This is a genomic window from Christensenella timonensis (genome assembly GCF_900087015.1).
Lineage (GTDB): Bacteria > Bacillota > Clostridia > Christensenellales > Christensenellaceae > Christensenella > Christensenella timonensis.
Genome location: NZ_FLKP01000002.1, coordinates 1,342,978 through 1,369,809, shown reverse-complemented (window position 1 = coordinate 1,369,809; position 26,832 = coordinate 1,342,978). Strand labels below are relative to the sequence as shown.

The 26,832-nt window shown below is 52.1% G+C and carries 24 protein-coding genes; all 24 read right to left on the bottom strand.

Annotated elements, in window-relative coordinates:
* Positions 1-75: 75 nt before the first annotated feature.
* Entirely contained in the window at positions 76-771 is a 696-nt protein-coding gene (locus BN6471_RS07885; protein WP_066647471.1) for a metallophosphoesterase, read from the bottom strand.
* Positions 768-1,379, bottom strand: a complete 612-nt coding sequence (gene yihA, locus BN6471_RS07880) for a ribosome biogenesis GTP-binding protein YihA/YsxC (RefSeq protein WP_066647469.1) — start codon at positions 1,377-1,379, stop codon at positions 768-770. Before yihA ends, BN6471_RS07885 begins: the two co-directional genes overlap by 4 nt.
* The gene (lon, locus tag BN6471_RS07875; protein ID WP_066647467.1) at positions 1,379-3,733 is read right to left on the bottom strand and encodes an endopeptidase La; all 2,355 of its coding nucleotides are present in this window, start codon (positions 3,731-3,733) and stop codon (positions 1,379-1,381) included. The genes yihA and lon overlap by 1 nt, the downstream gene beginning before the upstream one ends.
* A 131-nt stretch (positions 3,734-3,864) precedes the next feature.
* Positions 3,865-6,492, bottom strand: coding sequence for a pyruvate, phosphate dikinase (gene ppdK / locus BN6471_RS07870; protein ID WP_066647465.1), 2,628 nt, complete (start codon positions 6,490-6,492; stop codon positions 3,865-3,867).
* 115 nt (positions 6,493-6,607) lie between these two features.
* Positions 6,608-7,348, bottom strand: coding sequence for a DNA repair protein RecO (recO, locus tag BN6471_RS07865; RefSeq protein ID WP_066647463.1), 741 nt, complete (start codon positions 7,346-7,348; stop codon positions 6,608-6,610).
* Positions 7,349-8,239, bottom strand: a complete 891-nt coding sequence (era, locus tag BN6471_RS07860) for a GTPase Era (protein ID WP_066647452.1) — start codon at positions 8,237-8,239, stop codon at positions 7,349-7,351.
* Between the two features lie 12 nt (positions 8,240-8,251).
* A complete protein-coding gene (locus tag BN6471_RS07855) occupies positions 8,252-9,001 on the bottom strand; it encodes a diacylglycerol kinase (protein WP_066649949.1) in 750 nt (249 codons plus the stop codon).
* Between the two features lie 4 nt (positions 9,002-9,005).
* Positions 9,006-9,500 (bottom strand): rRNA maturation RNase YbeY, encoded by a 495-nt coding sequence (gene ybeY, locus BN6471_RS07850; protein ID WP_204213238.1) that lies wholly within the window; start codon positions 9,498-9,500, stop codon positions 9,006-9,008.
* Positions 9,469-11,739, bottom strand: a complete 2,271-nt coding sequence (locus tag BN6471_RS07845; protein ID WP_066647450.1) for an HD family phosphohydrolase — start codon at positions 11,737-11,739, stop codon at positions 9,469-9,471. Before BN6471_RS07845 ends, ybeY begins: the two co-directional genes overlap by 32 nt.
* Positions 11,740-11,760: 21 nt before the next feature.
* Complete coding sequence (locus tag BN6471_RS07840; protein ID WP_066649944.1) at positions 11,761-12,702, bottom strand: PhoH family protein; 942 nt, start codon at positions 12,700-12,702, stop codon at positions 11,761-11,763.
* Between the two features lie 191 nt (positions 12,703-12,893).
* The gene (gene rpsU / locus BN6471_RS07835) at positions 12,894-13,067 is read right to left on the bottom strand and encodes a 30S ribosomal protein S21 (RefSeq protein ID WP_046444557.1); all 174 of its coding nucleotides are present in this window, start codon (positions 13,065-13,067) and stop codon (positions 12,894-12,896) included.
* A gap of 100 nt (positions 13,068-13,167) precedes the next feature.
* A complete protein-coding gene (locus BN6471_RS07830; RefSeq protein ID WP_066647447.1) occupies positions 13,168-13,710 on the bottom strand; it encodes a GNAT family N-acetyltransferase in 543 nt (180 codons plus the stop codon).
* A gap of 15 nt (positions 13,711-13,725) precedes the next feature.
* Positions 13,726-14,070: a histidine triad nucleotide-binding protein gene (locus BN6471_RS07825; RefSeq protein ID WP_066647444.1), complete on the bottom strand. Its 345-nt coding sequence runs from the start codon at positions 14,068-14,070 to the stop codon at positions 13,726-13,728.
* A 12-nt stretch (positions 14,071-14,082) separates the two neighbouring features.
* Positions 14,083-15,363, bottom strand: a complete 1,281-nt coding sequence (mtaB, locus tag BN6471_RS07820; RefSeq protein WP_066647441.1) for a tRNA (N(6)-L-threonylcarbamoyladenosine(37)-C(2))-methylthiotransferase MtaB — start codon at positions 15,361-15,363, stop codon at positions 14,083-14,085.
* Positions 15,360-16,100 (bottom strand): RsmE family RNA methyltransferase, encoded by a 741-nt coding sequence (locus BN6471_RS07815; protein WP_066647439.1) that lies wholly within the window; start codon positions 16,098-16,100, stop codon positions 15,360-15,362. The genes mtaB and BN6471_RS07815 overlap by 4 nt, the downstream gene beginning before the upstream one ends.
* The gene (prmA, locus tag BN6471_RS07810) at positions 16,097-17,038 is read right to left on the bottom strand and encodes a 50S ribosomal protein L11 methyltransferase (RefSeq protein WP_066647436.1); all 942 of its coding nucleotides are present in this window, start codon (positions 17,036-17,038) and stop codon (positions 16,097-16,099) included. Before prmA ends, BN6471_RS07815 begins: the two co-directional genes overlap by 4 nt.
* Before the next feature lie 115 nt (positions 17,039-17,153).
* Positions 17,154-18,224 (bottom strand): carbohydrate-binding domain-containing protein, encoded by a 1,071-nt coding sequence (locus BN6471_RS07805; RefSeq protein WP_066647433.1) that lies wholly within the window; start codon positions 18,222-18,224, stop codon positions 17,154-17,156.
* A gap of 162 nt (positions 18,225-18,386) precedes the next feature.
* Positions 18,387-18,656, bottom strand: coding sequence for a hypothetical protein (locus BN6471_RS07800; protein WP_066647431.1), 270 nt, complete (start codon positions 18,654-18,656; stop codon positions 18,387-18,389).
* A 125-nt stretch (positions 18,657-18,781) separates the two neighbouring features.
* Positions 18,782-19,894, bottom strand: a complete 1,113-nt coding sequence (dnaJ, locus tag BN6471_RS07795; protein ID WP_066647425.1) for a molecular chaperone DnaJ — start codon at positions 19,892-19,894, stop codon at positions 18,782-18,784.
* 91 nt (positions 19,895-19,985) lie between these two features.
* On the bottom strand, positions 19,986-21,878 hold the full coding sequence (dnaK, locus tag BN6471_RS07790) for a molecular chaperone DnaK (protein ID WP_066647423.1): 1,893 nt from the start codon (positions 21,876-21,878) through the stop codon (positions 19,986-19,988).
* Between the two features lie 63 nt (positions 21,879-21,941).
* Positions 21,942-22,538 carry a nucleotide exchange factor GrpE gene (grpE, locus tag BN6471_RS07785; RefSeq protein WP_074025762.1) on the bottom strand — a complete coding sequence of 199 codons (597 nt, stop codon included), beginning with the start codon at positions 22,536-22,538 and terminating at the stop codon, positions 21,942-21,944.
* 19 nt (positions 22,539-22,557) lie between these two features.
* The gene (gene hrcA, locus BN6471_RS07780) at positions 22,558-23,595 is read right to left on the bottom strand and encodes a heat-inducible transcriptional repressor HrcA (protein ID WP_066647420.1); all 1,038 of its coding nucleotides are present in this window, start codon (positions 23,593-23,595) and stop codon (positions 22,558-22,560) included.
* Between the two features lie 175 nt (positions 23,596-23,770).
* Entirely contained in the window at positions 23,771-24,901 is a 1,131-nt protein-coding gene (gene hemW / locus BN6471_RS07775) for a radical SAM family heme chaperone HemW (RefSeq protein ID WP_066647413.1), read from the bottom strand.
* 4 nt (positions 24,902-24,905) lie between these two features.
* Positions 24,906-26,708: a translation elongation factor 4 gene (lepA, locus tag BN6471_RS07770; RefSeq protein ID WP_066647410.1), complete on the bottom strand. Its 1,803-nt coding sequence runs from the start codon at positions 26,706-26,708 to the stop codon at positions 24,906-24,908.
* Positions 26,709-26,832 lie beyond the last annotated feature (124 nt).

Genomic DNA, 26,832 nt, shown 5'->3' with positions numbered 1-26,832 from the left:
AATGAAACGAACAAAAAAACGCAAAATCTTCATTTTGCGTTTTTTTGCATTCTTATCGTATTTTTTTGTGCTCTCCTAAATGATTTGTTTTAGTTTGAAATGCAGGTAATCGGCCGAGGTCAAATTATAGTTTACCGAACCGATTTTAAGATCCGTCAGGCAAATATTTTTCAAGATTTCCCCATGCAGGTGGCCAAAAACAACTTCCTCCACCCCGTATTCCTGCAGGATCGCGTTGAATTCCGTATCCTGTATCGTTTCATAAACAGGCGGAAAGTGCATCATGACGATTTTTCTTTTTCCTTCATCCTTTTTGGCGCTGTCAAGGGACATCCTAAGGCGCATCTTTTCCCGTTCATAGATCTTGCGGTCGTTTTCACTGAAACTGTTATCCTGCGGGAACATCCATCCCCGCGTGCCGCAGAACACGAAATCCCCGATCGCAATGCTGTTATTTTGCACTATGTAAGTATCGTTTGTCAACAGGGCGTTTATTTGCGTCATAGAGCTCCACCAATAGTCATGGTTCCCTTTGAGCAAAAGCTTGGTTCCCGGCAATGCGCAGATCGCGTCCAAATCCGGCCGCGCGTCCTCCAGTTTCATCGCCCAGCTGATATCCCCCGGAATCAGCACTACGTCCCCTTTTTTGACACGTGCATTCCAATCGCTGCTGATCTTCTCGAAATGATTGATCCAATGCTCCCCAAAGATATCCATCGCCTTCGGCTGTGCATTGGACAAATGCAGATCCCCAATCGCATAAATATTCATGCACGCGTTTCCTCCGCGGTCATTTTTTCCATATACGCAACGATCTCCTCTTTCCCCCGCTTGTCTGTCGAGCTTACCGGTACGATATCGATATCCATATCGATATCGAGCGCAGCGCTGATATATTTCGCCATTTGTACCACATAATGGAAACGCTTTGATTTCGCGATCTTATCGGCCTTTGTCGCTGCGACCATAAACGGTATACCGTAGTGTGCCGCCCATTCGATCATCTGCACGTCGTCGCCTGTCGGATTATGCCGGATATCGATCAGGATGACCATGGCACGCAGCCCCCGTGCCACGCGGAAGTAATCCTGCATCATCTCTGCCCACGAATCCTTCTCCGCTTTCGATACACGCGCAAAGCCGTACCCCGGCAAGTCTACCAGATAGAACGAATCGTTGATCAAAAAATAATTGATCAGACGCGTCTTGCCCGGCTGTTTGCTGACGTAAGCAAGCTTGGAATTGTTGGCAAGATAGTTGATCAGGGAGGACTTCCCCACATTGGACTTTCCTGCAAACGCGATTTCCGGGAGATCCCCTCCCGGATAATCCACGCTCTTTTTCATACTTTTATAAAAGGCTGCCTTTTTAATTTCCACTATTTTTTCTCCGCCACGATCGCATGCTTGAGTACGTCGTCTATTTTGGTGGCAAAAACAAACGATAGCTGGTCCCGTACGGATTGCGGCAATTCTTCCAGGTCTCCCTGGTTATCCTTCGGCAGGATGATCGTATGGATTCCCGCCCGCAAAGCGGCAAGCGCCTTTTCCTTGATGCCGCCGATCTTGAGTACCCGCCCCGTCAGGGTGATCTCGCCCGTCATCGCGATATCATGACGCACAGGACGCTTCGTGAGCGCGGATACAAGCGCCGTCACCATTGTGACCCCTGCCGACGGCCCGTCTTTGGGGATCGCTCCCTCAGGCACATGGATGTGCAAATCCGTTTTCTCGTTGATATCGAGCGGCAGCTTTAGCTTTTTCATCATCGCGCGCACAACGGATATCCCCGTTTTCGCGGATTCTTTCATTACATCGCCCAGCTGTCCGGTGAGCTCCACCTTCCCCGTCCCCGGGATCACCGACGCTTCGACCGGCATCGTCTGTCCGCCGACAGCCGTCCATGCAAGGCCGGTCACCACGCCGACCGTGTCCTGCTTTATCATATCGTTTTCGCTGCGCTTCGGGTGCCCCAAAAACTCCTTCAGGTTTTTCTGCGATACGGATATCTTCGCTGCCCCCGTTTCCACGGTCTTGACGGCTGCCTTGCGCATGATCGCCGCCAGCTCGCGCTCCAAACTGCGCACGCCGCTTTCCGCAGTGTACAGGTGGATGATATCCATGATCGCCGCGTCGGAGACTTTTATTGCCGACGGCTTTAAACCATGCGCCTTCGCCTGCTTTGGCATCAGGTGCCTTTTGGCAATATTGAGCTTTTCCACATCCGTATAACTGTCGATTTGGATGATCTCCATCCGGTCGTACAGCGGCCGTGGGATCGTGCTGATATCGTTGGCTGTTGTAATGAACATGACCTTTGACAAATCAAAGTCGATGTCCAGGTAATGATCCCGGAACGTATTGTTGATCTCCGGGTCGAGCACTTCGAGCATCGCCGATGCCGGATCGCCCCTGAAGTCGCTGGACATCTTGTCGATCTCGTCCAGCAGGAAAAGCGGATTCATACTGTCCGCCTGCTTAATCGATGAGATGATGCGTCCGGGGATCGCGCCAATATACGTCCTCCTGTGCCCGCGGATCTCCGCTTCGTCGCGCACGCCTCCCAGGGACATACGCACAAACTTCTTATCGAGCGCACGCGCGATCGAATGGGCGATCGATGTTTTACCAACGCCCGGAGGCCCCGCAAGGCAGAGGATCGGCCCGCGCATGTCGTTTTTCAATTTGCGCACCGCAAGGAACTCGATGATCCTGTCCTTGACCTTGTCAAGCCCGTAATGATCCTCGTCCAAAATCTTGCGTGCGTTCTGCAGATCCAGGTTGTCCACCGTATATTTTCCCCACGGCAGGCTTACGATCCAGTCGATATAGCTTCTAAGAACGCTGATTTCCGGCGAACCCGGCGCCATCTTGACCATACGCGCCAGTTCCTTTTCCGCCTTGGCGCGTGCTTCGTCGCTTAAAGGCAGCTCCTGAATCTTCTTCCGAAGCTCTTCGACTTCGTCTTCATCGTTTTCCGTTTCGCCCAGTTCCTTCTGGATCACCTTCATCTGCTCGCGCAGGAAATACTCCCTCTGGGATTTATCGATCTGCTGCTTGACGGAGGAGGCGATTTCCTTGTCGATCTCCAAAATATCGATTTCCTTTTTCAGGATATTCACAACAAGCTGCAGCCGGTCGAGCTCGTCGATACAGTCAAGCACGCGCTGCTTATCGTCGAGCTTGATTGCCACATTGGAGGCGATCATGTCCGCAAACTTGCCCGGCTCCTCGATCTCGCTGATCGTAAACAAGGTTTCGCCCGGGACGCGTGCCCCCAAAGACGCAAACCGCTCAAACAGATCCGTGATGCGGCGCATATAAGCTTCCTTCAAAACTTCCTGTGCCTTATCCGTGGTCACCTCATCCGGGATCGGCTCTACCTCCGCCTGGATGTACGGCTCGCGCTCCGCATATGAAAGGATACGCGCCCGTCGCTCGCCTTCCACCAGCACGCGCAGCGTATCCCCAGGAAGCTTCAATACCTGTTTCACCTTGGCGATCGTACCGATCTCATGTACGTCCGTTATTTCAGGCGATTCAATTTTCATATCCTTCTGTGTCACCAGGAAAATATCCCGCCCCTGTACGACACACTCTTCCACCGCCGCGACAGAAGCCTCCCTGCCTACGTCAAAGTGCAGTACCATATACGGGAAAATGACCAATCCCCTTAACGCCACCATGGGCATAACTACTTTTTCCAACTTACCTTCTGCTCCTTTATTCTGCATTATGTTCTAAATTATACCTTATATTGTTCTTCATTTCAAACGCATTCCGCCTGACTTCTGTGCCTGCAGTAAAACGCACGCAAAAAGACGCGTTATTTGCATAACGCGTCTTTTGATGATGTTACTTTAATTTATTTGGACTTTACAACCGCGTGTGCCGCAGCCAGTCTCGCGATCGGTACGCGGAACGGCGAGCAGGACACATAGTTGAGGCCTAAGCTGTCGCAGAATTCAACAGTGGACGGGTCTCCGCCGTGCTCACCGCAGATCCCAAGTTTGATATCGGGTCTTGTCTTCCGGCCCAGTTCAACAGCCATCTTCACGAGCTTACCTACGCCGTCCTGATCCAGTTTGGCAAACGGATCGGATTCGTAGATTTTCTTCGTATAATAATCGTCAAGGAACTTGCCGGCGTCGTCACGGCTGAAGCCAAACGTCATCTGCGTCAGGTCATTCGTGCCAAACGAGAAGAACTCCGCTTCCTTCGCGATCTCATCAGCCGTTACAGCAGCTCTCGGCACTTCGATCATCGTACCGACCTTATAGTCGATCTTCTTGCCTTTTTCTTCCATAACCTTTTCAGCTGTTTCAACGACAAAGTCTTTGACATACTTCAGTTCCTTCACGTCGCCGACGAGCGGGATCATGATTTCCGGAACGATGTCATAGCCGGTTTCATTGATCGTTTCGATCGCAGCTTCCATGACCGCCCTTGTCTGCATCACAGCGATTTCCGGGAATGTAACCGCCAGACGGCAGCCACGGTGTCCCAGCATCGGGTTGAACTCGTGCAGGCTGTCGATGATGCCCTGCAGGTCGTCAACGCTCATATTCATCTCTTTTGCAAGGGCCGCGATGTCGTCAGCAGCCGTGGGCAGGAATTCATGCAGCGGCGGATCCAGGAAGCGGATCGTAACCGGATTGCCCTTCATTGCCTTATAGATGCCCTTGAAGTCTTCCTTCTGCATCGGCAGAAGCTTGCTGAGAGCTTTTTCCCTCTGTTCGACCGTCTTGGAAACGATCATTTCACGCATGGCAGCGATCCTGTCTTCCGCGAAGAACATGTGCTCCGTACGGCACAGGCCGATACCTTCCGCACCGAACTCGATCGCCTGCTCCGCATCGTGCGGCGTATCTGCATTCGTTCTGACTTTCAGTCTCCTGATCGAATCTGCCCAACCCATAACGGTAGCAAAATCGCCCGTTACCTGAGCTTCCTGTGTTTCGATCGCTTCGCCATATACGTTACCTGTAGAGCCGTCCAGGGAGATATAGTCCCCTTCTTTGTAGACGGTACCATCCGCTGTCGTCATCGTTTTAGCACATTCTGCGATCTTCAATTCGCCGCAGCCTGCTACACAGCATGTACCCATACCGCGGGCAACAACAGCTGCGTGGGATGTCATACCGCCGCGGGCTGTCAGGATGCCTTCGGAAGCATACATGCCTTCGATATCTTCCGGGGAAGTTTCCTGTCTTGCAAGGACGACCTTTTCGCCCTTCGCAGCAGCAGCCGTAGCATCGTCAGCCGTGAAGTAAAGTTTACCGCAAGCGGCGCCCGGGGATGCCGGAAGGCCCTTTGCGATCGGTTTTGCTTTCTTAAGGGCGTCTGCGTTGAACATTGGGTGCAGCAGCGAATCGAGCTGCTTCGGCTCAACCTTGAGGATCGCTTCTTCTTTCGTCAGCTTGCCTTCATCCACCAGGTCAACGGCGATCTTAAGGGCCGCCGGAGCCGTTCTCTTACCGTTTCTTGTCTGCAGCATGTAGAGCTTGCCGCCCTCGATCGTGAATTCCATATCCTGCATATCTTTGTAATGGTCTTCCAAAGACTGCGCGATTTTCGCGAACTGCTCATAAACTTCCGGCATCTGGTCAGCCAGATGGGAAATCGGCTGCGGCGTCCTGATCCCTGCAACAACGTCTTCGCCCTGTGCATTCATCAGGTATTCGCCATACAGTTTCTTTTCGCCTGTGGAGGGGTTTCTCGTAAACGCAACGCCCGTACCGCAATCGTCGCCCATGTTGCCGAATACCATTGCCTGCACGTTTACCGCCGTACCCCAGCTGGCCGGGATATCGTTCATGCGGCGATATACGATCGCCCTCGGGTTGTCCCACGAACGGAACACTGCCGTAACGGACTCTAAAAGCTGTTCTTTTGCATCCTGCGGGAAATCTTTGCCCATTTCCTGCTTATAGATCGCTTTGTATTTTGCTACGAGCTCTTTCAGATCGTCAGCATCAAGCTCCGTATCGAGTTTCACGCCTTTAGCGTCTTTCATTGCCTGCAGCTCGTGCTCGAATTTTTCTTTATCGATACACATAACAACGTCGGAGAACATCTGGATGAATCTCCTGTAGCTGTCGTACGCAAAACGAGGATTGCCGGACTTCTTCGCCACGCCTTCCACCGCGATATCATTGAGACCGAGGTTCAGGATCGTGTCCATCATGCCGGGCATGGAAGCGCGCGCGCCGCTGCGGACAGATACGAGGAACGGGTTTTCGGGATCGCCGAATTTCTTTCCGGTCACTTCTTCCGTTTTCGCCATTGCATCGTAGATCTGGTTCACCACTTCGTCAGCAATCACTTTGCCGTCTTCGTAGTACTTCGTGCAAGCTTCCGTAGAAACAATAAAACCTTGTGGAACCGGCAGGCCCAGCTTGGTCATTTCCGCCAAGTTCGCGCCTTTGCCGCCCAAAAGGTTTCTCATGGACGCGTCACCTTCTTTGAAAAGGTATACATACTTGTTAGCCATTCTTAAAACTCCTCCTGGATAATAATATTATTTAAAAACTTTACGCAAAATAGAGTAGCCGTTTAATAGAATCCAACGTATATTATACATGAACGCCTTTCATAAAACAACAACTTTACAAAGAATTTTCATTCAAAAACTTCATTGTTTTCAGGTGGATTTCCATCATGGAATCCAGATATTTTGACAACAATAAGACGATCCCTTTGGCATCCTCCCCTTTTGTCTGTGCTTCCGATACCTGTTTTGGTTTTAAACCGCTCAAAACACACATATTTTGCAGCACGCTGCGCGGGACCTTTATCGTCCTGACATGAGGCGCACACGACGCGCACACTTCCCCGCCCTCCGCAAGGGAAAAGCATGCCGGATCGCTTGCCGCTTCCCCGCCGCACGTCGCGCATTCCCCTATGGACGGGAAAATTCCCATCAGCGAGGTAATGCGGGCAAAAAAATACGCCAGCGACTGCATAGGCAGGAGCTGCGCTGTTTCCATCGCATACAGCGCATAGATCAACGTCAGGAACAAATCTTCATATTCGGTCGTGTGCTGCAAAAGCTTATCCGCCAGCTCCAACATCACGCATGCCGCGGAATAGGCATCGTAATCGTTTTGCACGCGGAAAAATTCCTGACGCAAAAGCGCATTGGTCAAAAAGAGCTTATCGCCCTTCTTATAAAATTCATATTCCCCGCATGAGAGCACCTGCGAAGCCGAAGCGACCTCGCTTTTTATCTTGCGTGCCCCACGCGCCTGTGCGTTGATCCTTCCGCCGGTGCGCGAAAAGAGCGTGAGGATCTTGTCGTAATCCTTATAATCCGTACTGCGCAGTACGATGCAGTAATGCTTTTCCATTCAGGCGTCCCGGTATCCAAGCGTACGCAGCACGGAAATCTTGTTCCGCCAATCCGGCTTTACCTTGACCCAAACCTGCAGGAACACTTTGGAATCAAACAACATCTGCATATCCTCGCGCGCCGCAGAGGCGATCTTCTTGAGCATCCTGCCGCCCGCGCCGATGATGATCCCCTTATGGGAATCCTTTTCGCAATAGATCACAGCGTCAATATTGAGGATTTCCTTTTCCCCGTCATACTGCATCTTCTCGATCTCCACACCGATCCCGTGCGGGATTTCCTTGCCAATACTTTTTAACGCCTTCTCGCGGATCAGCTCCCCGGCGATCACCCGTTCCGGCTGGTCGGAGACCATATCCGCCGGATAGTACATCGGCCCCTCCACCAGGTATCCCTTCAATTCCTCGATCAGTGCAGGAAGGCCGATCCCCTGCGCCGCAGAAATACGGATCATCTTTTTTCCAAAGGGCTGTAAGGAATCCTCCACCTCTGCCACACGTTCCTCATCCACTGCGTCGATCTTGTTGATGGCAATGACCAGCGGGACATCCTTTTGCTTTGCCAGTCTGGCCAGTATTTCCATGTCGCGTTCCCGCGCACCCACTTTCGCATCCACTACAAAAAGCACCGCGTCCACATCGCGCGCCGCCTGTTCCGCCGTTTTGACCATAAATTCGCCCAGCTTGTTTTTAGGCGTATGCAATCCCGGCGTGTCCATAAAAATCATTTGGTAGTCCTCTTTTGTCAGAACGCCGGTGATGCGGTTGCGCGTGGTCTGCGGTTTTTTGGATACGATAGCGATCTTCGTCCCGACCAGCGCGTTAAGCAGCGTCGACTTTCCGACATTGGGGCTGCCAAGCAGTGCAATAAATCCTGATTTGAATTCCATTTGACCCCTTTCCTAAAACACAAACAATTCTGCGAGCTCAAAGACTATAACCGTAATACCGATACCCATAAACGCGCCCACCAAAACTTCCGCGAACGTGTGCACCTTTGTTTCCATGCGGCTTTCCGCCACGATCAGCGCCAAAACGGCCGCAAACGTAGAAGTGACCGGATCGCCCGAAACAAATGCGATCGCCGTAAAAAGCGCGAATGCAAATGCAGTATGCCCGCTCGGCATGCCGCCCTGCACATAGTTCCCGCCTTTTTTCATGGAACGTGATTTTAAGATAATCACGGCAATAAAAACCAATACGAGCGCCGCAAAAGTAATATACCCTGATATGTTATTGATATAATTGACCGAAAGATAGGAATACGTATACAGCTTACGGAAAAACACGAGGTACCCAATGACCAGGGCGCTCATCGCCGCTACAAACACAGCCCCCGCGCTCACATCCTTAGCAAGGCGCGCCAGCTCGTTATACTGGTTATGCGTGGCAATATCCACCGCCGCCTCCACCGCAGTATTCATCAGCTCCGCAAAGATCACAAAGGCAATGGAAAGCACCAGGGCCATCATTTCAAAGCGCGTCACCTGTGTGACCAGCGCCGCGACAATGACCACCACGGCAAGCGCAATGTGTATCTTCATGTTGCGTTCCAGCTTGAACGACTGTAAAAAACCATTGATCGCATGGTTGAAGCTGCTCATCAATGATTTTTTTGGCCTGTATTTTTTTCCGCTTTCCTTTTCGTCCATTCCCTTACCTGCCAATATTGACCGAATTCAAAATCTCTTCCTGCCTGCCCGTCATGCGCTCTTCCTCTTCCGGCGACATATGGTCGTATCCCAGAAGGTGCAGCGTCCCATGCAGCGCCAAAAAAGCCGCTTCCCGCACGAGGGAATGTCCATATTCTTCCGCCTGCTCCTGCGCGCGTTCCAGCGAGATCGCGATATCTCCCAAAAACACATCCCCATCGACATATTCCAGGTCGATCCCGCCCGCGGTCTGCGCGAATAATCCGCTAAGCTCGTAAGCCGGAAAGGAAAGGACGTCCGTTTCTTTGTCGATCCCCCGGAACTCCCGGTTGAGTTCCCGTATGCCCTCGCCATCCGTCAGCATGATATTGAGGCAGCACGGCATCCCGGCTTCCCGCTCCGCCGCCTGAAGCGCTTTTTCGATCGCCGTACGGATCTCGTCTGAGAATGCTATTTTTTCCTGTTCGTCAGAGAATATTATCTTCATCGTCTGCTCCATGTATTTTGATCTCCGGGTACTTGATCCGCTGGTGGTACACACCGTCGAAAACATTGATGAACGCCTCCGCGATATCACGCAGGTCACGCCTATTGAGCGGAGCACGATCCAGCAGGCCTTCGTCGTACCTCGCTTTGATCAGTTTATGTACCATATCGGATATCTCTTCCCTGCTCGGGTCGTCCAGGCTCCTCACGGCCGCCTCTACGATATCCGCCAGCATGACGATCGCGCCTTCCTTGGTGTCCGGAGGATTGCCCGCATAACTGAAATCTTCCACATCCGTATTTTCGTCCTGTTTCAGCGCCTCATAATAGAAATATCCGACCGTCCCGTTTCCGTGGTGGTTACGGACAATATCGATGATCTCGCTCGGCATTTTATATTTTTTCAGCATCGCTACGCCATCCGGCACGTGCTTCCTGATGATTTCTGCGCTTTCCTTAGGATCGAGCTTGTCATGCGGGTTCACGTTGTTTCTCTGGTTTTCTTTGAAAAACATCGGGTTTTCCACTTTTCCCACATCGTGGAAATATGCGCCGACCCTTGCCAACAGCGAAAATCCCCCCACTGCGTTGCACCCTGCCTCCGCCAGGTTCGCCACTAAAATACTGTGGTGATACGTTCCCGGCGCCTCGATCATCAGCCGCTTGGTCAGCGGATGCGTCGGGTCGGAGAGCTCCAAAAGCTTGGTCGGCGTCGTCAGCTTGAACGCGTTTTCCAAAAGCGGAAGCACGCCGATACTGACGATCCCGCACATGACCCCGCTGATCACGATCATGGCCATGCCGTTAAACATCTGCTGCATACTCGGCGCTTGGTCTCCCAGTACCGGAACCTGCAGCATCCATATGATCAGCACGACCACAACCCCCGGTATCGCGGCAGTAAGCCCCCCCAGGACAAGCCGGGAACGGTAACGCATATCCTTTAGCGTATATACCGCAAAAAAGCTCCCCATCATCATAATCAGCAACAGCATCAGAGAAGCCTCGCTGAACATTTCCTGTCCCCCCGTCGTCACGCTCACCAGCAGCAGCGAGAGGAACACGCTGTATATCAGCGCATTTTTGGGCGACAATAACACCGCCCCCAGTATGACGAAGAGGAAAATCGGGAATACATGGATCGCCACCAGCTGCGCGAGGGTCGTCGCCCCATAGGCAACGGCCGTCAGTATCGCTAGAATCGCTATCTTTTTGGTATTCATCAACAGCCGCCGGTTAAACACCGCCAGGAAAACCGCATACAGCACGTAAGCCAATACGATATAAATAATGATGCCAAGGTATGGCCGTACCGAAGTGGATTCCGTACTCAAAAGCCCCAGGGATTTCAAAACGTTATATTCCGCATCCCCGACGATCTCGCCTTTCACAACGATGTTCTGCCCGCTTTTGTATATTTTGGGGGTCACCAGCTCCGCCGCCTTATCGCGCGCTTCTTTTGTCGCCGCTTCATCAAAGACCACATTTGATGCGAGGTCGTTGGACACCACCGCCACCAGCAGGCTACGCATCGCTTCGTTCAAATCCAGCTTTTCCTCGATCGTCTGGATTGCGTCGCTTTTCATCTGATCCAGCTCATCGTTTCCGATGCCCTTGGAAAGCAGGTTCTCGATTTCGCCCGACACAGCCTCCTGCAGGTTGGACAACTGCTTTGCCGTCAGCGAGAGAATATGGTAAAACTGGGTATTGTCAATATAATCGGGCAGCATATCTTTTAGTTCCGTGATCTGCTCCTGCGTCAGCAAGCTGTCCCATTGCATTGCCGCCGGGTCGAGCGTGGCAGCCGCATACGGCGTGGGCAGCGGCGCGGGGGACGCAGCGGGATCGGTCAATCCTGCATTTTCCTGCTGCACCTTATCGATCTCTTTTTGCACCGCATCAGCCTTTTCCTGTTCTTTCTGATCGTATATACTTTGCGCCTGCGCGCGTGCCCTTTCAAAGGCCGCGAAATCTTCGCTGATCTTTTTATTTACCTGCTGGGTGATATCCGCGTCCTTTTTATAAGACGGCCCCACCTGCGCCTGTGCTTCCTCGATCTTTGCCTGCGTCGTGACCTCGTCCACCACGTCTTTGGGCGCGGTGATCGTCTGGCTTGATATCTCTCCTACGGAAATATCGTATGTCTGCGGGGTGATCGAAACAAGCGCGATCGCGATACATACGCCAAGCGAGCCGACAGCCATCAGCAAATTTACAAATGCTTTTTTATTTCTCTCGTTTTTAAAAGCCATAAAATCCCCTAACCACTTTTGCTATACGATCGTATTTCCCCGCCTGTTTTCATACTTTTCAAATGCCTTGACGATATTCTTGACCAACGGATGCCGTACAACGTCTTTGTTCGTGAGGTTCACGATCCCGATATGGTCGATATTTTTCAGGATCGACGTCACCTTTTTCAGGCCTGACGAGCGCTCCTTCGGAAGGTCGATCTGCGTGATATCGCCTGTGACGACGACCTTGGAGTTTTCGCCGAACCGTGTCAGGAACATCTTCATCTGCTCCATCGTACAGTTCTGCGCCTCATCCAGAATAATAAAGGCATCGTTTAAGGTGCGCCCGCGCATATAGGCGAGCGGCGCTACCTCGATCACGCCTTTTTCGGAAAGGCGCGCGTATGCCTCCGCCCCCATGAAATCGTAAAGCGCGTCATAAAGCGGACGCAGATACGGATCCACCTTGTTTTGCAGGTCGCCCGGCAAAAACCCAAGCTTTTCGCCTGCTTCCACAGCCGGGCGCGTCAGGATAATACGCGATATCTGTTTATTTTTCAGCGCGACTACGGCCATCGCCATCGCCAGATACGTTTTGCCCGTTCCCGCAGGGCCTACGCAAATCACGACCGTATTATCCTTAATCGACTTGATATATTCCTTTTGTCCGTACGATTTGCATTTGATCTGTTTGCCGCGCGAGGTAATCGCCACCACATCGGACATCATTTCGTTTACCATTTCCTGATGCCCTTCGCTCACCAACTCCATCGCATAACCGATAGTGCTTTCGCCGATCGTCTCGTTTTTATTGTACATCTTTTTCAGCACTTCGATGATGTCCGCCGCTTCCTGCGCCGCCTTTTGCGTACCCGAAATACAAATACCATGTTCCGTAGCCCGGATCGTCGTCCCCGTCTGCGCCGAAATGATGTTGATATTTTCGTCAAAGCTTCCAAAAACGCCGGACATCTGATCCATGCTGTCAAAAGAAACGTCTATATTCGTTTGCTTTTCCGCCAAGCTTTCTATCCTCCAACTGTGTTTGTCTATACGATTGCCAGAATAACAAATAGATCATACCATATTTTCCCTTAAAACACCACAAAAGGTAATTTTGTTACAATAAAAAACGGGCCAATCACAATAACCGGCCCGTTTCGTTTCCCTGCTTAGTGTTTTCTCTTCCTTGCAGCCTCAGCTTTTTTCTTTCTCTTTACGCTGGGTTTTTCATAATGCTCACGTTTCCTGATTTCAGCCAGAACTCCGGCTCTTGCACATTTGCGCTTGAATCTCCGAAGAGCACTTTCCAGTGTTTCGTTTTCGCCTACGCGTATCTCAGACATTATCTCCCCTCCTCCCGTACTCTGTCCCCGTTTCAAAACAAGAACTGGGAGTTATTTCATACCACTGTATTATAGTCAAAACCGCCCATGATGTCAACAGCTATTTCAAAGGCTTCAGAACGATTTTCATGATCAATTCCGCCGGTTTCCCGTAAATCCGGCCCAGCATCGCACGCAGCGTATCCATATCCATGGCGGCGCCGCTCGACAGCATCTCGAAACTGTCGCCAAACATTTTAAAGCGCAGGCCCGCTTCTGTAAACCCATTGCGCAGGTAAAACGCCTTACGCTTTTCCCTCTGCGCCGCGTTCGGAACCCCGGGCATGACAAGCTCGATATCCAAAAAAAGCTCACGGCTGCCGATACGCTCCTTTAACAGCGCCAGCGCCTTGCTGCCATATCCTTTTCCCCTGTTCGCCTCATCGATGGCAAAATAATTCAGCAATGCTTTACCGCTGTCTTCGGCCAGGATCATCAGTCCCGCAAACATCCCGCCGTCCACGATCGAAAGGAACTCGATATTACCCTTCCGGAATCGCTTTAAAAGAGCGCGGAAAGGAAATTTTTCGTTTTTGGGGAAAGCTTTCTCGTAAAGCCTGCGAAAGGCCGGGATATCTCCCGCCTGTGTTGTTTTCAGTTCCATATACGCCTTTCCCCGTCAGCCCGGAGGCCACTGGAGGCTCCGCCCTCCCAGCAGGTGCATGTGCAGGTGCTGCACGGTCTGCCCTCCGTCTTTGCCCGTATTGAATACCAGCCTGAATCCATCTTTTTCAAAGCCTTTTTCTTTGGCAAGCTTTTGCGCCGCCTCTATCATACGGTCCACATATTCAAAATCTTTTCCCGCTACGCTAAGGATGCTGTCAAAATGCTTTTTGGGGATGATCAGGATATGCTCGGGAGCCTGCGGCTCGATATCGTAAAAGGCATATACCATGTCGTCTTCATATACTTTGTTTGAGGGGATGTCCCCCGCGATGATCTTGCAGAATAAACAATCTTCCATTTCCATACTCTCCTATCTTACCTGTTCTCCATACAATATACCGTCTTCATAACGGTTCAATAGAATCCTTTCAAGCATCCCCGGACGCCCCTTTGCATGTACACGCAGGTAACGATCCGTATACCCTTCCGCCAGTCCGTCTTTTGCCTCCTGCTCGAACAGCACTTCCTGCACAGTGTCCAAAAACCGCAGGGCATATTCCTTTTCCATGTTTTTCCCCGCATCGATCAGCCTGTTCGCCCGTTCCCTGCGCAATTGCATGGGGACGGAGCCTCCCATAGCCGCCGCCGGCGTCCCTTCCCGTTCCGAATAGGGAAATACATGCATACGCGAAAATCCCACTTGCTTTATAAACCGCACGGTCTCTTCAAAATCCTCTTCTGTTTCTCCCGGAAAGCCGGTGATCACGTCCGTCGTCACCGCAGGATCCTCATAAATCCTCCTGACATTTTCGATATATTGCGCAAATTCCTCCGCAGTATATTTACGGTTCATGCGCGAAAGTACGCTGTCACAGCCGCTTTGCAGCGACACATGAAAATGCGGGCAGATTTTCTTGAGCCCATATAATTCCTGCAAAAACGGTTGTTCCAGGATATGCGGCTCGAGCGATCCCAAACGAATGCGCCTGATCCCTCTGAGCGCATTCAAATCCTGCAGCATCCCGATCAACGGTTCCCCGTTCTCCTGTCCATAGGAGGAAATATGGATGCCCGTGAGTACGATCTCCTGCACCCCCGAGGATGCCAGCGCGCGGGCTTCCTTTAAGATATCCTGCCTTCCGCGGGAACGCACCCGCCCCCTCACATACGGGATGATGCAATAGCTGCAAAAATTATTACAGCCCTCCTGTATCTTGATATAGCCGCGCTCAAGCTCCCCGCTGGTTTGCACGCTCAATTCCTCAAAGGTTTCCCCGCTATTGATCTCACGCACCCGACAGGTTTTCCCACCATTCAGGCACGCATTGATCACAGAGACGATATTCCTCCTGTCCTCCGTGCCGACCACTGCGCTCACGCCTTCTATCCTGCTGACCTCTTCGCTGTCGCGCTGCGCCAAGCAGCCGCATACGCAAATGATTGTATGCGGATACCGGTGGTGGATACGCCGTATCATATTCCGCGATTTTTTGTCCGCCATATTCGTGACTGTGCAGGTATTGACCAGGTACACCTCTGCTTCCTGCCCAAATCCCACCTGCGTAAACCCTGCGTGCAAAAGCAGCTCTACCATGGCGTTGGTATCGTACTGGTTGACCTTGCAGCCCAGCGTATATGCCGCTACCCTCATACGCCGTCCCCCATCAGGTGGTAACCGATCATCGCCGCAGCTGCCAATCCCGCCGTTTCGCTGCGCAGGATCAGCTTTCCCAGGCTGCAAACCTTTGCGCCCGCCTCTTTCAACATATCGGCTTCCTCTTTGGCGAAGCCGCCTTCCGGGCCGATAACCACATAGATATCCTTCTCGTCCGGGTTTGCCTCCAGTACCTGCCGGATCTGCGTCCTTTTTTCATCCTCATACGCCAGCAACACCAGTCCGTTTGCTTCTTTCAAGCACGCCGACAATTCCCTAATCGTCACGATCCCGTCCACACCGGGCACGCGTGACCTTCCGCATTGTTTCGCCGCTTCCATTGCGATCCTGCGTTCACGCTCTACCAGTTTAACAGCAGATTTTTCATCCGGCCGCTTGACGCACCGTTCGCTCAAAAAAGGTATGAAATCATACGCGCCCATCTCCGTACACTTTTGTACCACATAATCCAGATGGTCGCTTTTGATGACCGCCTGGCAGATATGGATGCGCGCACGCGGTTCGTTTCCCGCCTCCCGTTTACCCAATATCTCGATCTCTACCGCTTCTGCCGTGACCGCCTTGATCTTTCCGGTATAATCGGCCCCGCTGCCGTCAAAGAGAATAAGCATATCCCCTGCCTCCATCCGAAGGACGCGCGAAATATGCTTTGCTTCGCCCCCTGTGACGCAGGCCACACCATCCGTGACCTGCTGTGTAAAAAACCTTTTCATCCTCTGTACTTACAGGCGATCGCCCGCCATTCCCCATCCTCTAAAATCTGAATGACCTTATAGCCTTCCCCTTCGATGGACTTGCGTACATCCCCCAGGCGCGAATCGATGATGCCCGAGCAAACATACATACCGCCTACCTTCAGGTAATGCTTTGCAATACTGTTCAAGCTGATCACCACGTCTGCGATGATGTTTGCCACAACGATATCCGCCTTTTCCCCTTCCGGCACTTCAGAAAGCAAGTCGGATTTTTGCGCCCCGATCACATCTTCACATCCGTTAAGCGCCGCATTTTCACTCGTTACCTCGACGGCGACCGGGTCTAAATCAAGCGCATATATTTTCTGAGCCCCCAGCTTCGCCGCGGCAATGGAAAGGATACCGCTGCCGCATCCCGCGTCAATGACCGTCATGCCCGGCTCCATATATTCTTCCAGCAGGTGTACGCACATACGCGTGGTTTCGTGGTTGCCCGTGCCAAAGGCCATCCCCGGATCGATCTCGATGATGATCTCGTCCTTTTTCGCCTCATAATCCTCCCATGTCGGTTTGATGACAAAAAAATCGGAAATCTTGGCCGGTTTGAAATACGCCTTCCACGCATTCTCCCAGTCCTGTTCATACACCACGTCTGTTTTTACTTCCAGCGTCCCCAGCGGCAGGCCCAGGTTCATGCTGCGTACATCGCCGATCCTGCGTTGGATATCGTCCAGTACGGCCCCTTCATTGCCGTCGCACGGGAAAAAAGCCGCCACGCAAAACGGCGCCTTTTTCGTGACCTCGTCAGAAAGATAGTCCCACGGCAATCCGCCTTTCGCACACGCTTCGTTGTCCCCTTCGACGGATACGCCGTGCGCGCCGGCCTCCATCAACAGCGCCGTAACGATCTCTTCCGCTTCCTTTTGCGTAAAAACACTGATCTTTAACCAATCCATGCTCCACTGCTCTCCTAAAATATTTATTCTTTTTATTATACCCATAAACCCGGCCCGAATGCAAATATACAAAAAAGCCGGAGATCCCGCACCAGGACTCCGGCTTTCGGCATTTTCAGTTCATTGGCATCGGCTGTTTACCGCCTCCCGGACCACCTGCAGCGTTCACGTCATCCGTGGTCACGCTCGCCTGCACCGTCCCGTTGAGGGACACATCATAAACGGCGCCCTCTTCGATATCCGGACTGGAATACAAGATCATCCGGCATGTCTGTGCAAGCTCTGCCGAAAAGAGTTCCGCACCGTTTGCGCCGATCGAGACTGTATCGCCCGCCTGGCCGTTTACGCTTGCCACGATATATTTTTGCGCACCCCCCGACGGGGTAGAGATGTTCGCACCCGTGGCCAGCACTGTTCCTCCGTTCATGGTGATACCGCTGTCTGCATCGAGGCCGCCGTTTGCGTCGTTTACCGCCCCGAAGGTCACGACCGTACCCCCGTTCATTTCGATAGAGCCGTTGGAATCGATCCCATCGCCTCCTGCGTTGATATAGATCGTGCCCCCATTGATGATGATCTCGCTCACACCGTCGTTGTTGGCGTTGATTCCGTCGTCAGAAGCTGTGATTTCGATAGTACCGCTTTCGATCGTCAAGTGCATCTCGCTCGCGATACCTTCTTCTGCCGTCCCATTCACGACCAGCGTCCCTTCGCCGTTGATCGTATAAGAGATACATCCATAAAGCGCACCGTCATAATTGCTTTCCCCTGCATCCTCCAAAGTATTGACCGTCCCATCCGCCAATGTTACCGTCACGCTACCCGCATCCTTTATGAGGATCGCAGGCCCGGAGGCGCTCTTGATTGATACCCCGTTCAAGATCAGGACGACTTCCCCTCCCGGCGCATCGACCGTGACCGTCCCGTCCGTTGTCTCACCAGATATATTGTAAGTCCCTGCCGATGAGATCGTGACGTCCGCGCCGTCGGCCTGTGCTCCCGCTCCACTGATCTGTGTGTCACTCTCCTTAAGCGTTATAGCCGTCCCGTCCGGTGTATCTGTAATGGTCGATACCACATCGGCGGAACTTACATTTTGCATTACGCCCTCTACTTCCTTACTGCTGCAGCTAACGACTGCCGCGGACAGCAAAACCGTCAATATGACTGCCATCATTTTTTTCATCACCTGTGCTTTCCTTTCCGCTATGATATTTTCAGTATGGCTGTCCAGTGTGAAATCCACATGTACATATTGTTAGGGCAGGCTGAAGTTTACATGACGTTTGAAACAATAAAAAAGATCCTGCCGCCTGGCAGGATCTTTTTTGTCTTTGTATGCCGGTGATTACATCATCGCGCCCATCATTGTACCAACCAGCGCTGCCGCTGCAACTGCTACAATAATAACCGAAATGATTGCCAGGATCGTTACGATCATGCCCAGGATTTTACCAGCCTTTGCCTGTCCGTCAGCCGGATTCGCTTTGACCGCTTTCGCACCCATTACCCACGCAACGATACCGAGAACGATACCGATAAAGCCTACGAATGGGATCTGTGCGAAGGAAAGACCTGTGCATACGGCTGCTATGATTCCGAGAATTAATGCTGTCATAATGTATAAATTCCTCCTCTTTCATTTTCGGTCACATATGTGACCAAGCACATTATATCCAATTTTCATGAACCTGTCAACTTGAAAGGCACAATATCTTGCGATTTTTACAATGCCGCCTGCTTTTAAAACGCGTCCTTTGGTTTTACAAACTCAGCCTCACGATCCTTTGCCTTGGCCTTATCTCCAAAATCGCGCAATATCTTCTTCTGTTTCTCGCTCAATTTCTTGGGAATTTGCACATTTGCGCGTACATAAAGATCCCCCGTGCGGTTACTGTTCAGGTATTTGATCCCTTTGCCCTTCAAGCGGAATACCGTACCCGGCTGTGTCCCCGGCTCCACCTTATAGCGCACCTTACCGTCCAGCACCGGTACCTCGATCTCGTCGCCGAGCGCCGCCTGCATCATGTTGATGTTCATATCGAGGTAAAGATCGTACCCCAGGCGTTCAAACAGCTTATGCGGTTTTACGGAGATCACGATCTGCAGGTCGCCGGCAGGGCCGCCGTGCTTTCCCGCATTTCCTTCCCCGCGCATGGTCAGCACCTGGCCGTTGTCGATCCCTGCCGGGACATTGACCATGATTGTGCGCTGCTTTTGTTTGGTACCTTTCCCCTTGCAGTCTTCGCAGGGAGAATCCACAATGGTTCCTTCTCCGCCGCAGGTCGGGCAAGTCTGTACGTTGACAAAATTGCCGAACATCGTCTGCTGCTGCACCCTTTGCTGCCCCGTTCCGTTGCACGTCGGGCAGGTACGTCTCTGCGTACCTGGCTTTGCTCCCGTTCCGCTGCAGGTATCGCATTTTTCCAGACGATTGACGTTGATTTCTTCTTTCAGCCCGTTTGCGGCCTGCTCAAAGCTGATGCGCATATTCACGCGGATATCGCTGCCCCGCTGCGGGCCACCCCTTTGCTGGCGCATTCCTCCGCCAAAAATGTTGTCGAAAATATCGCCAAAGCCGCCGAAGCCTTCAAACCCGCCAAAGCCGCCCTGACCGCCGTAACCCCCGGCGCCGCCCATGTCCGCAGTGCCGAACGTGTCGTACTGCTGGCGCTTCTGGTCGTCGCTTAAAACCTGATAAGCTTCGTTCACTTCCTTGAATTTCTGCGCCGCACCCTCGTCGCCCTTGTTCATATCCGGGTGATACTGCTTTGCCAGTTTCCTGTATGCACTTTTGATTTCGTCTGCACTGGCGTTTTTGTCAACGCCCAGTGTTTCATAATAGTCCTTAGCCAAGTGTCATATACCTCTCCCAAAGATTCCTAACCTCCGAAAAGCCAAAGCTTACCGCTCTGGCTTTTCAGGAAGTTTTCTATTGATATTATGATCAGTCTTTCTTTTCGTCGTCTTTTTTGTCGTCGTCCACCACTTCATAGTCCGCGTCTACAACATTGTCGTCCTGCTTTGCACCCGCGTTCGGATCGTAATTCGGGTCAAATCCGGCGCCGCCGGCCGCTCCTTGTCCACCTGCCGCATTCGGGTCTCCGCCCGCCTGCTGGTAGATCTTTCCAAACGTCTCAAACGATACGTTCTGCAGTTTTTCCGTCGCAGATTTGATCTTTTCAACATCCGTTGTCTTGAGCGCTTCCTTCGTAGCCGCCACTTCCTCCTCGATCTTCTTCTTGTCGTCGGCAGACACCTTATCGCCCAGGTCTTTCAAGGTCTTTTCCGTCTGGTATACCAGCGAATCCGCATTGTTGCGCGCTTCTACCTCTGCCTTGCGTTCCTTGTCTTCCTGTGCAAACTTCTCCGCCTCCTTAACAGCCTTATCGATGTCCTCGTCGGAAAGGTTCGTGGAAGCCGTGATCGTGATCTTCTGTTCCTTGCCTGTACCCATATCCTTAGCGGATACGTTTACAATACCGTTGGCATCGATATCGAACGTAACTTCGATCTGCGGCACGCCCCTGGGCGCGGGCGCGATACCCGTCAGCTGGAACTTCCCAAGCGTCTTATTATAAGCCGCCATTTCACGTTCGCCCTGCAGCACGTGGATTTCCACGCTCGTCTGGCCGTCGGCCGCCGTGGAGAATACCTGGCTCTTTTTCGCCGGGATCGTCGTGTTCCTTTCAATCAGCTTCGTGGACACGCCGCCCATCGTTTCGATCCCCAAAGAAAGCGGCGTAACGTCAAGCAGCAGCACGTCTTTTACTTCGCCGCCCAAAACGCCTGCCTGAATCGCCGCGCCCATGGCGACGCACTCGTCTGGGTTGATGCCCTTGAAAGGCTCTTTGCCCGTGATCCTCTTGACCATATCCTGTACCGCCGGGATACGCGACGAACCGCCCACCAGCAATACCTTGTCGATCTCCGAGCTCTTTATGCCCGCATCCTTGATCGCGTTTACCGTCGGCCCCTCCGTTTCCTTTACGAGATCTGCCGTCAGCTCGTCGAATTTCGCACGCGTCAGCGTCAGGTCAAGATGCTTGGGCCCGGATGCATCCGCCGTAATAAAAGGCAAGTTGATATTCGTCTGCATCACGCCGGAAAGTTCGATTTTCGCTTTTTCCGCAGCTTCTTTAAGGCGCTGCAGCGCGATCTTGTCGCTCCCCAGGTCGATCCCGTCGCTCTTTTTGAACTCCGCGACCATCCAGTTTACGATCTTGTCGTCAAAGTCGTCGCCGCCCAAACGGTTGTTTCCGCTTGTAGCCAGCACCTCGATGACGCCGTCGCCGATCTCCAAAAGGGATACGTCGAACGTACCGCCGCCCAGGTCATATACCAGTATTTTCTGGCTGTGGTCTTTTTCAAGTCCGTAAGCGAGCGCTGCTGCAGTCGGCTCGTTAACGATACGCAGCACTTCAAGCCCTGCGATCTTACCCGCGTCCTTTGTCGCCTGGCGCTGCGCGTCCGAAAAATATGCCGGAACCGTAATAACGGCCTGCGTCACCGTCTCTCCCAAATATGCTTCTGCGTCCGCTTTCAGCTTCTGCAGGATCATCGCCGAGATTTCCTGCGGCGAATACGTCTTGCCTTCGATCGTCACTTTTTTGTCCGTGCCCATGTCGCGTTTTATGGACATGACCGTATGATCCGGATTGGTAACAGCCTGACGCTTTGCCACCTGGCCTACCAGCCTTTCTCCCGTATTAGAAAACGCCACAACCGATGCGGTCGTCCTGCCGCCTTCCGCGTTGGGGATGACAACGGCTTCGCCGCCTTCCATCACCGCTACGCAGGAGTTTGTTGTCCCTAAATCGATCCCAATTACTTTACCCATTTATTTCGTCCTCCTAAATATGATTTCCATTTTTACAATTTATTGCAAAACGCTGTATGCGTTTTACTTCGCTACTTTTACCATCGTGTGCCGCAACACCTTCCCTTTGAGGATATATCCTTTTTGCAGCACCTCCACGATGCTGTTGGGCTCACGCCCCTCCTCTTCCACCTGCATCACCGCATTGTGGAATTCCGGGTCAAACTGTCCGTCGGCGGCGATCTCCTCTACCCCCAGGTTCTTGAGCGCCTCCTGGAACTGCCGCATAATCATGCCCACGCCGTCCAAAAAAGCCTGGTCGCCGCACTCTGTTGCCAACGCCCGTTCAAAATTATCGAGCACGGGCAGCATTGCCGTTGCCGCATCCGCAACGCCGTTCTGGTAAGAATTTGCGGACAAATCCGCGTTGCGTTTTTTATAGTTCTCAAAATCCGCCCGTTCACGGATCAGCGCATTCACATATTCGTCTTTTTCCGCCTCCAGCGCCTTTAACTGCTCGCTTAATTTGTCTTCCTTGCTTTCGTCGGCCCCTGCCTCACATGCTTTTTCTTCCTGTCCAGAGCCTTCTTCCTGATCCGTTTCGGCTTCCTTCTCTTTCAAGTCGGGTTCCTGCTTGGTTTTTTCCTGTTCTTTTGCCTGCGTATGTTTTTTTTGTGCCAATTTCCTGTACCTGCCTTATTTATTTCTTATCGTCTGTTTCCAGCAAACACGATAGGATATCGCTCAAACTCATTCCGACATAATTAAGGACGGAGAGCACGCGGGCATAATCCATACGTGTCGGTCCGATCACACCAAACGACCCAATCTTCTCCCCGCCAATCTTATATGTCGCCGTCACGATACTCATATCCTTAAAGTCGTCATACGGGTTCTCCCTGCCGATGCGGATTGAAAATTCCAGATCCGTTGCATTTGACATCACCTGGTAGAGCATGTCCTTGGTCTCCAAAAGCTGCAAGAAATGCTGCGCTTTTGAAACGTCCTTATATTCCGGGTAATTGAAAATGTTCTGCGCCCCGCCAAAAACCATTTCCTTTTTTTCGCGGCTCAAATTGATCGCTTCCAGCACCTTATCCATAATGACGCGCTGTTCTTCAAGCGTATCTTTGCATATGCCCTCGATAATCCCGCCCGCCTCCTTTAGGGAAGCGTTCTGCACCTTGTCTGTCAGCATATTGGAAAGGAGCTCCATCTGGTGCGCGTCCATTCCTGCGGGCACAGTAATCATCTGGTCCTGCACAATGCCGTTGTCCGTTACGAAGATCAGCATCGCCTTTGTTTCCGTAATCTTTACAAGCTGGATGCGGCGCAGTTTTACACTTTCCAGATTGGGCGCAGTCACCATGGAAATGTGCTTGGTCGCGTCCGAAAGCGCTTTGGCCGCCGATTCCAGAACCTCGCCGATCTCACCAATGCGCGCGTCAAAATAGTGGCGGATGAAAAGCGCCTCGTCCTTGGTGACACGGCCGATGTGCATCATCCGGTCTACATAGAGCCTGTACGCCTTGTCGCTGGGTGTCCTTCCCGCTGAAGTATGGGGCTGGTCTAAAAAACCCATATCTTCAAGGTCAGCCATCTCATTCCGTATCGTCGCCGGGCTGTAGTCAAGATCCGGTTTTTTGGAAAGCGTGCGCGAACCGACAGGAATACCCGTATCGATATAATCATCGATAATGGCCTTTAATATCTTCAGTTTTCTATCCGATAATTCCATGCCGCACACTCCTTTCCTTATTTGTATACACAAAAAACCGGTCTCAAACCGATTTGTTAGCACTCATCAACGTCGAGTGCTAATCCTTGATATAAAGATACCACCGCACGCGGTGGTTGTCAAGTTCGATTGATAAAATTATAGCGACTGTTCATGAACTTATTGTGAATAGCGGTCACATATTCTCAATCAGGATCGAAACCAGCCTGTTTTGCAGGTCAAATCCTCTTTTTGTAGGCATGACGCAATCATCCTTCACCACGCAAAGCCCTTCGCTGCACGCTTTTTTCAGCTCCTGCGCATGCGTCAGCAAAAAATCCTCGCCAAAACGGCTCTTGTAGTCATAAAGCAAAAACCCTTTTTTCAGGCGCAGCTTGAGCATGATATATTCGACCTTGCGCTCCGTATCGTCGATAAAGTCGGACTGTTCATAACGCAGGGCCCCCTTACCCATATTTTTGATATACCCGTCGATGTTTTCCGTGTTCGCAAAACGCAGGCGCTCGATACACGAATGCGCGGAAACACCGAGACCGATATAATCCTTTAAGTTCCAATATTTCAGGTTGTGCGCACATTCATACCCGGCGATCGCAAAATTCGATATCTCGTAATTTGTATAGCCTTTGTTGCCCAGGATCGCTTGCGCCATATGGTACATGCGCACATCCGTGTCCTCGTCGGCTGGCGTGATCTCCCCGTCCGCTACCATACGCGCCATAGGCGTTCCCTGCTCGATCTTCAAGGCATATGCGGAAACGTGCTCGGGTTTTTTATGCAGGATATGGAACAGCGTTTCCTCCCATTCCGCAAGCTCCTGCCCCGGCAGCGCATAGATCGCATCGACATTGATGTTCTCAAAGCCTGCTTCCCGCGCCATCCCAAACGCTTCATCGAACATCGCAACCGTATGCTGCCGTCCCAGCGTTTTCAAATGTTGATCCTGCGCCGCCTGCAAGCCGATACTCAATCGGTTGATGCCCGCCTTTTGATAGGCCGCCAATTTTCCCGGCGTCAGCGAGCACGGATTCGCTTCCAGCGTCACCTCCGCATCCTCCCGGAATTTGAAAAGCCGCCGCACCGTATCCATGATCCGGCCGATATAATCCTCATCGATCAGCGAAGGCGTTCCCCCGCCAAAAAATACGGAATCCACGGCCTTGTTGTACATTCCGCCGATGAGCTCCGTTTCTTTTTGGAGCGCGTGCATATACGGGGCGATCTTGCTTTGCTGCCCCGTCGATACAAAATCACAATATGCGCATTTTTTGATGCAAAACGGTATGTGAAAATACAGTCCCAGCATAGCCCTAATCCATCTTGAGAACGCTCATGAATGCCTCGGACGGGACTTCTACGCTTCCCACCTGGCGCATGCGTTTCTTACCCTCTTTTTGCTTTTCAAGCAGCTTTTTTTTACGTGAGATATCGCCGCCGTAGCATTTGGCAAGCACGTCTTTCCTAAGCGCCTTGACGGTCTCACGCGCAATGATCTTGCCGCCGATCGCCGCCTGGATCGGGATCTCGAACATCTGGCGCGGGATCACTTCCTTCAGCTTTTCAGCGATGATCCTGCCGCGCGCATAAGCACGGTCTTTGTGTACGATCAGCGAAAGCGCGTCGCACATCTCCCCGTTTAAGAGGATGTCCAGCTTCACGAGCTCGCTCTTCTCGTACCCCTTTACCTCATAATCCATAGACGCATACCCGCGCGTCCGCGATTTTAAGTTGTCGAAAAAGTCGTAAATGATCTCATTCAGCGGTATTTCATAATGCAGCAATACACGCGTCGCCTCGATGTATTCCATGTTCTTGAACGTACCGCGCTTTTCCTGGCACAACTCCATGACCGCGCCCACATAGGTATCCGGCGTCATCACGCTTACCTTGGCGACAGGTTCTTCCATATATTCGATCATCGAAACATCCGGCAGGTTGGTCGGGTTCTCGATCTCGATCTCCTCCCCGCTCATCAGGTGCACACGGTAAGAAACGCTGGGCGCCGTGGTCACAAGATCCAAATCAAACTCACGCTCCAAACGCTCCTGGATGATCTCCATATGCAGCAATCCCAAAAATCCGCAGCGGAAACCAAACCCCAGCGCCACGGAAACCTCCGGGTCGTACAGCAGCGATGCGTCGTTTAATTGCAGTTTTTCGAGCGCGTCGCGCAGGTCGTCATATTTCGCGCCGTCCGCGGGATAAATACCGCAGTATACCATCGGCGTGATCTTTTTGTAACCGGGCAGCGGCTCTTTTGCCGGATGTGCAACGTCCGTCACCGTATCGCCCACGCGCGTGTCCGCAACATTTTTGATGCTCGCGGCGATGTACCCTACGTCGCCTGCTTTCAGCTCCTTTGCCGGGATCAGCTCCGGTGCAAACACCCCGACTTCCGTCACGTCGAACGTCCTGCCGGAAGCCATGAATTTGATCTCCGTATCTTCGGATACGGTTCCGTCCATCACGCGCACATAGCTGATCGCGCCCTTATAATTATCGTAATACGAATCAAAAACCAATGCCTTGAGCGGCGCGTTTTCATCCCCGGACGGCGGCGGCAGCTTGTCTACGATCGCTTCTAAGACCTGTTCTACATTCTCGCCGCTTTTCGCGCTCACGCGCGGCGCATCCGAAGCGTCCAGCCCCAGCACATCCTCGATTTCGGCGGCGATCTCATCCGGGCGGGCGCTCGGCAGGTCTACCTTGTTGATCACCGGAATAATCTCCAGGTTATTGTCCATCGCAAGATAGACGTTCGCCAGCGTCTGCGCCTCGATCCCCTGGCTCGCGTCCACGACGAGTACAGCGCCCTCGCACGCCGCCAAGGAACGCGACACCTCATAGGTAAAATCCACATGCCCGGGCGTATCGATCAGGTTCAGCTCGTACTCCTGGCCGTCCTTTTCGTAGAGCATGCGTACCGCCTGCGATTTGATCGTGATCCCGCGCTCACGCTCCAAATCCATCGTATCGAGCAGCTGTTCCTTTAAGTCCCTGCTCGCGACCGTGCCCGTCATCTCGATCAACCTGTCCGACAGCGTCGATTTGCCATGGTCTATATGTGCTATGATACAAAAATTCCGTATGTTTTTTTGATAGTCGTTGCTCATTTATCCACCTCAAAAGTATTCCAAGATATATCATACGAAAATACGGCTTAAAATGCAATAAAATTCCTGCGCATCCGCTAACCGAAATGTGCTATAATGAAAAAAAGGATCGAGGAAAGCGAGG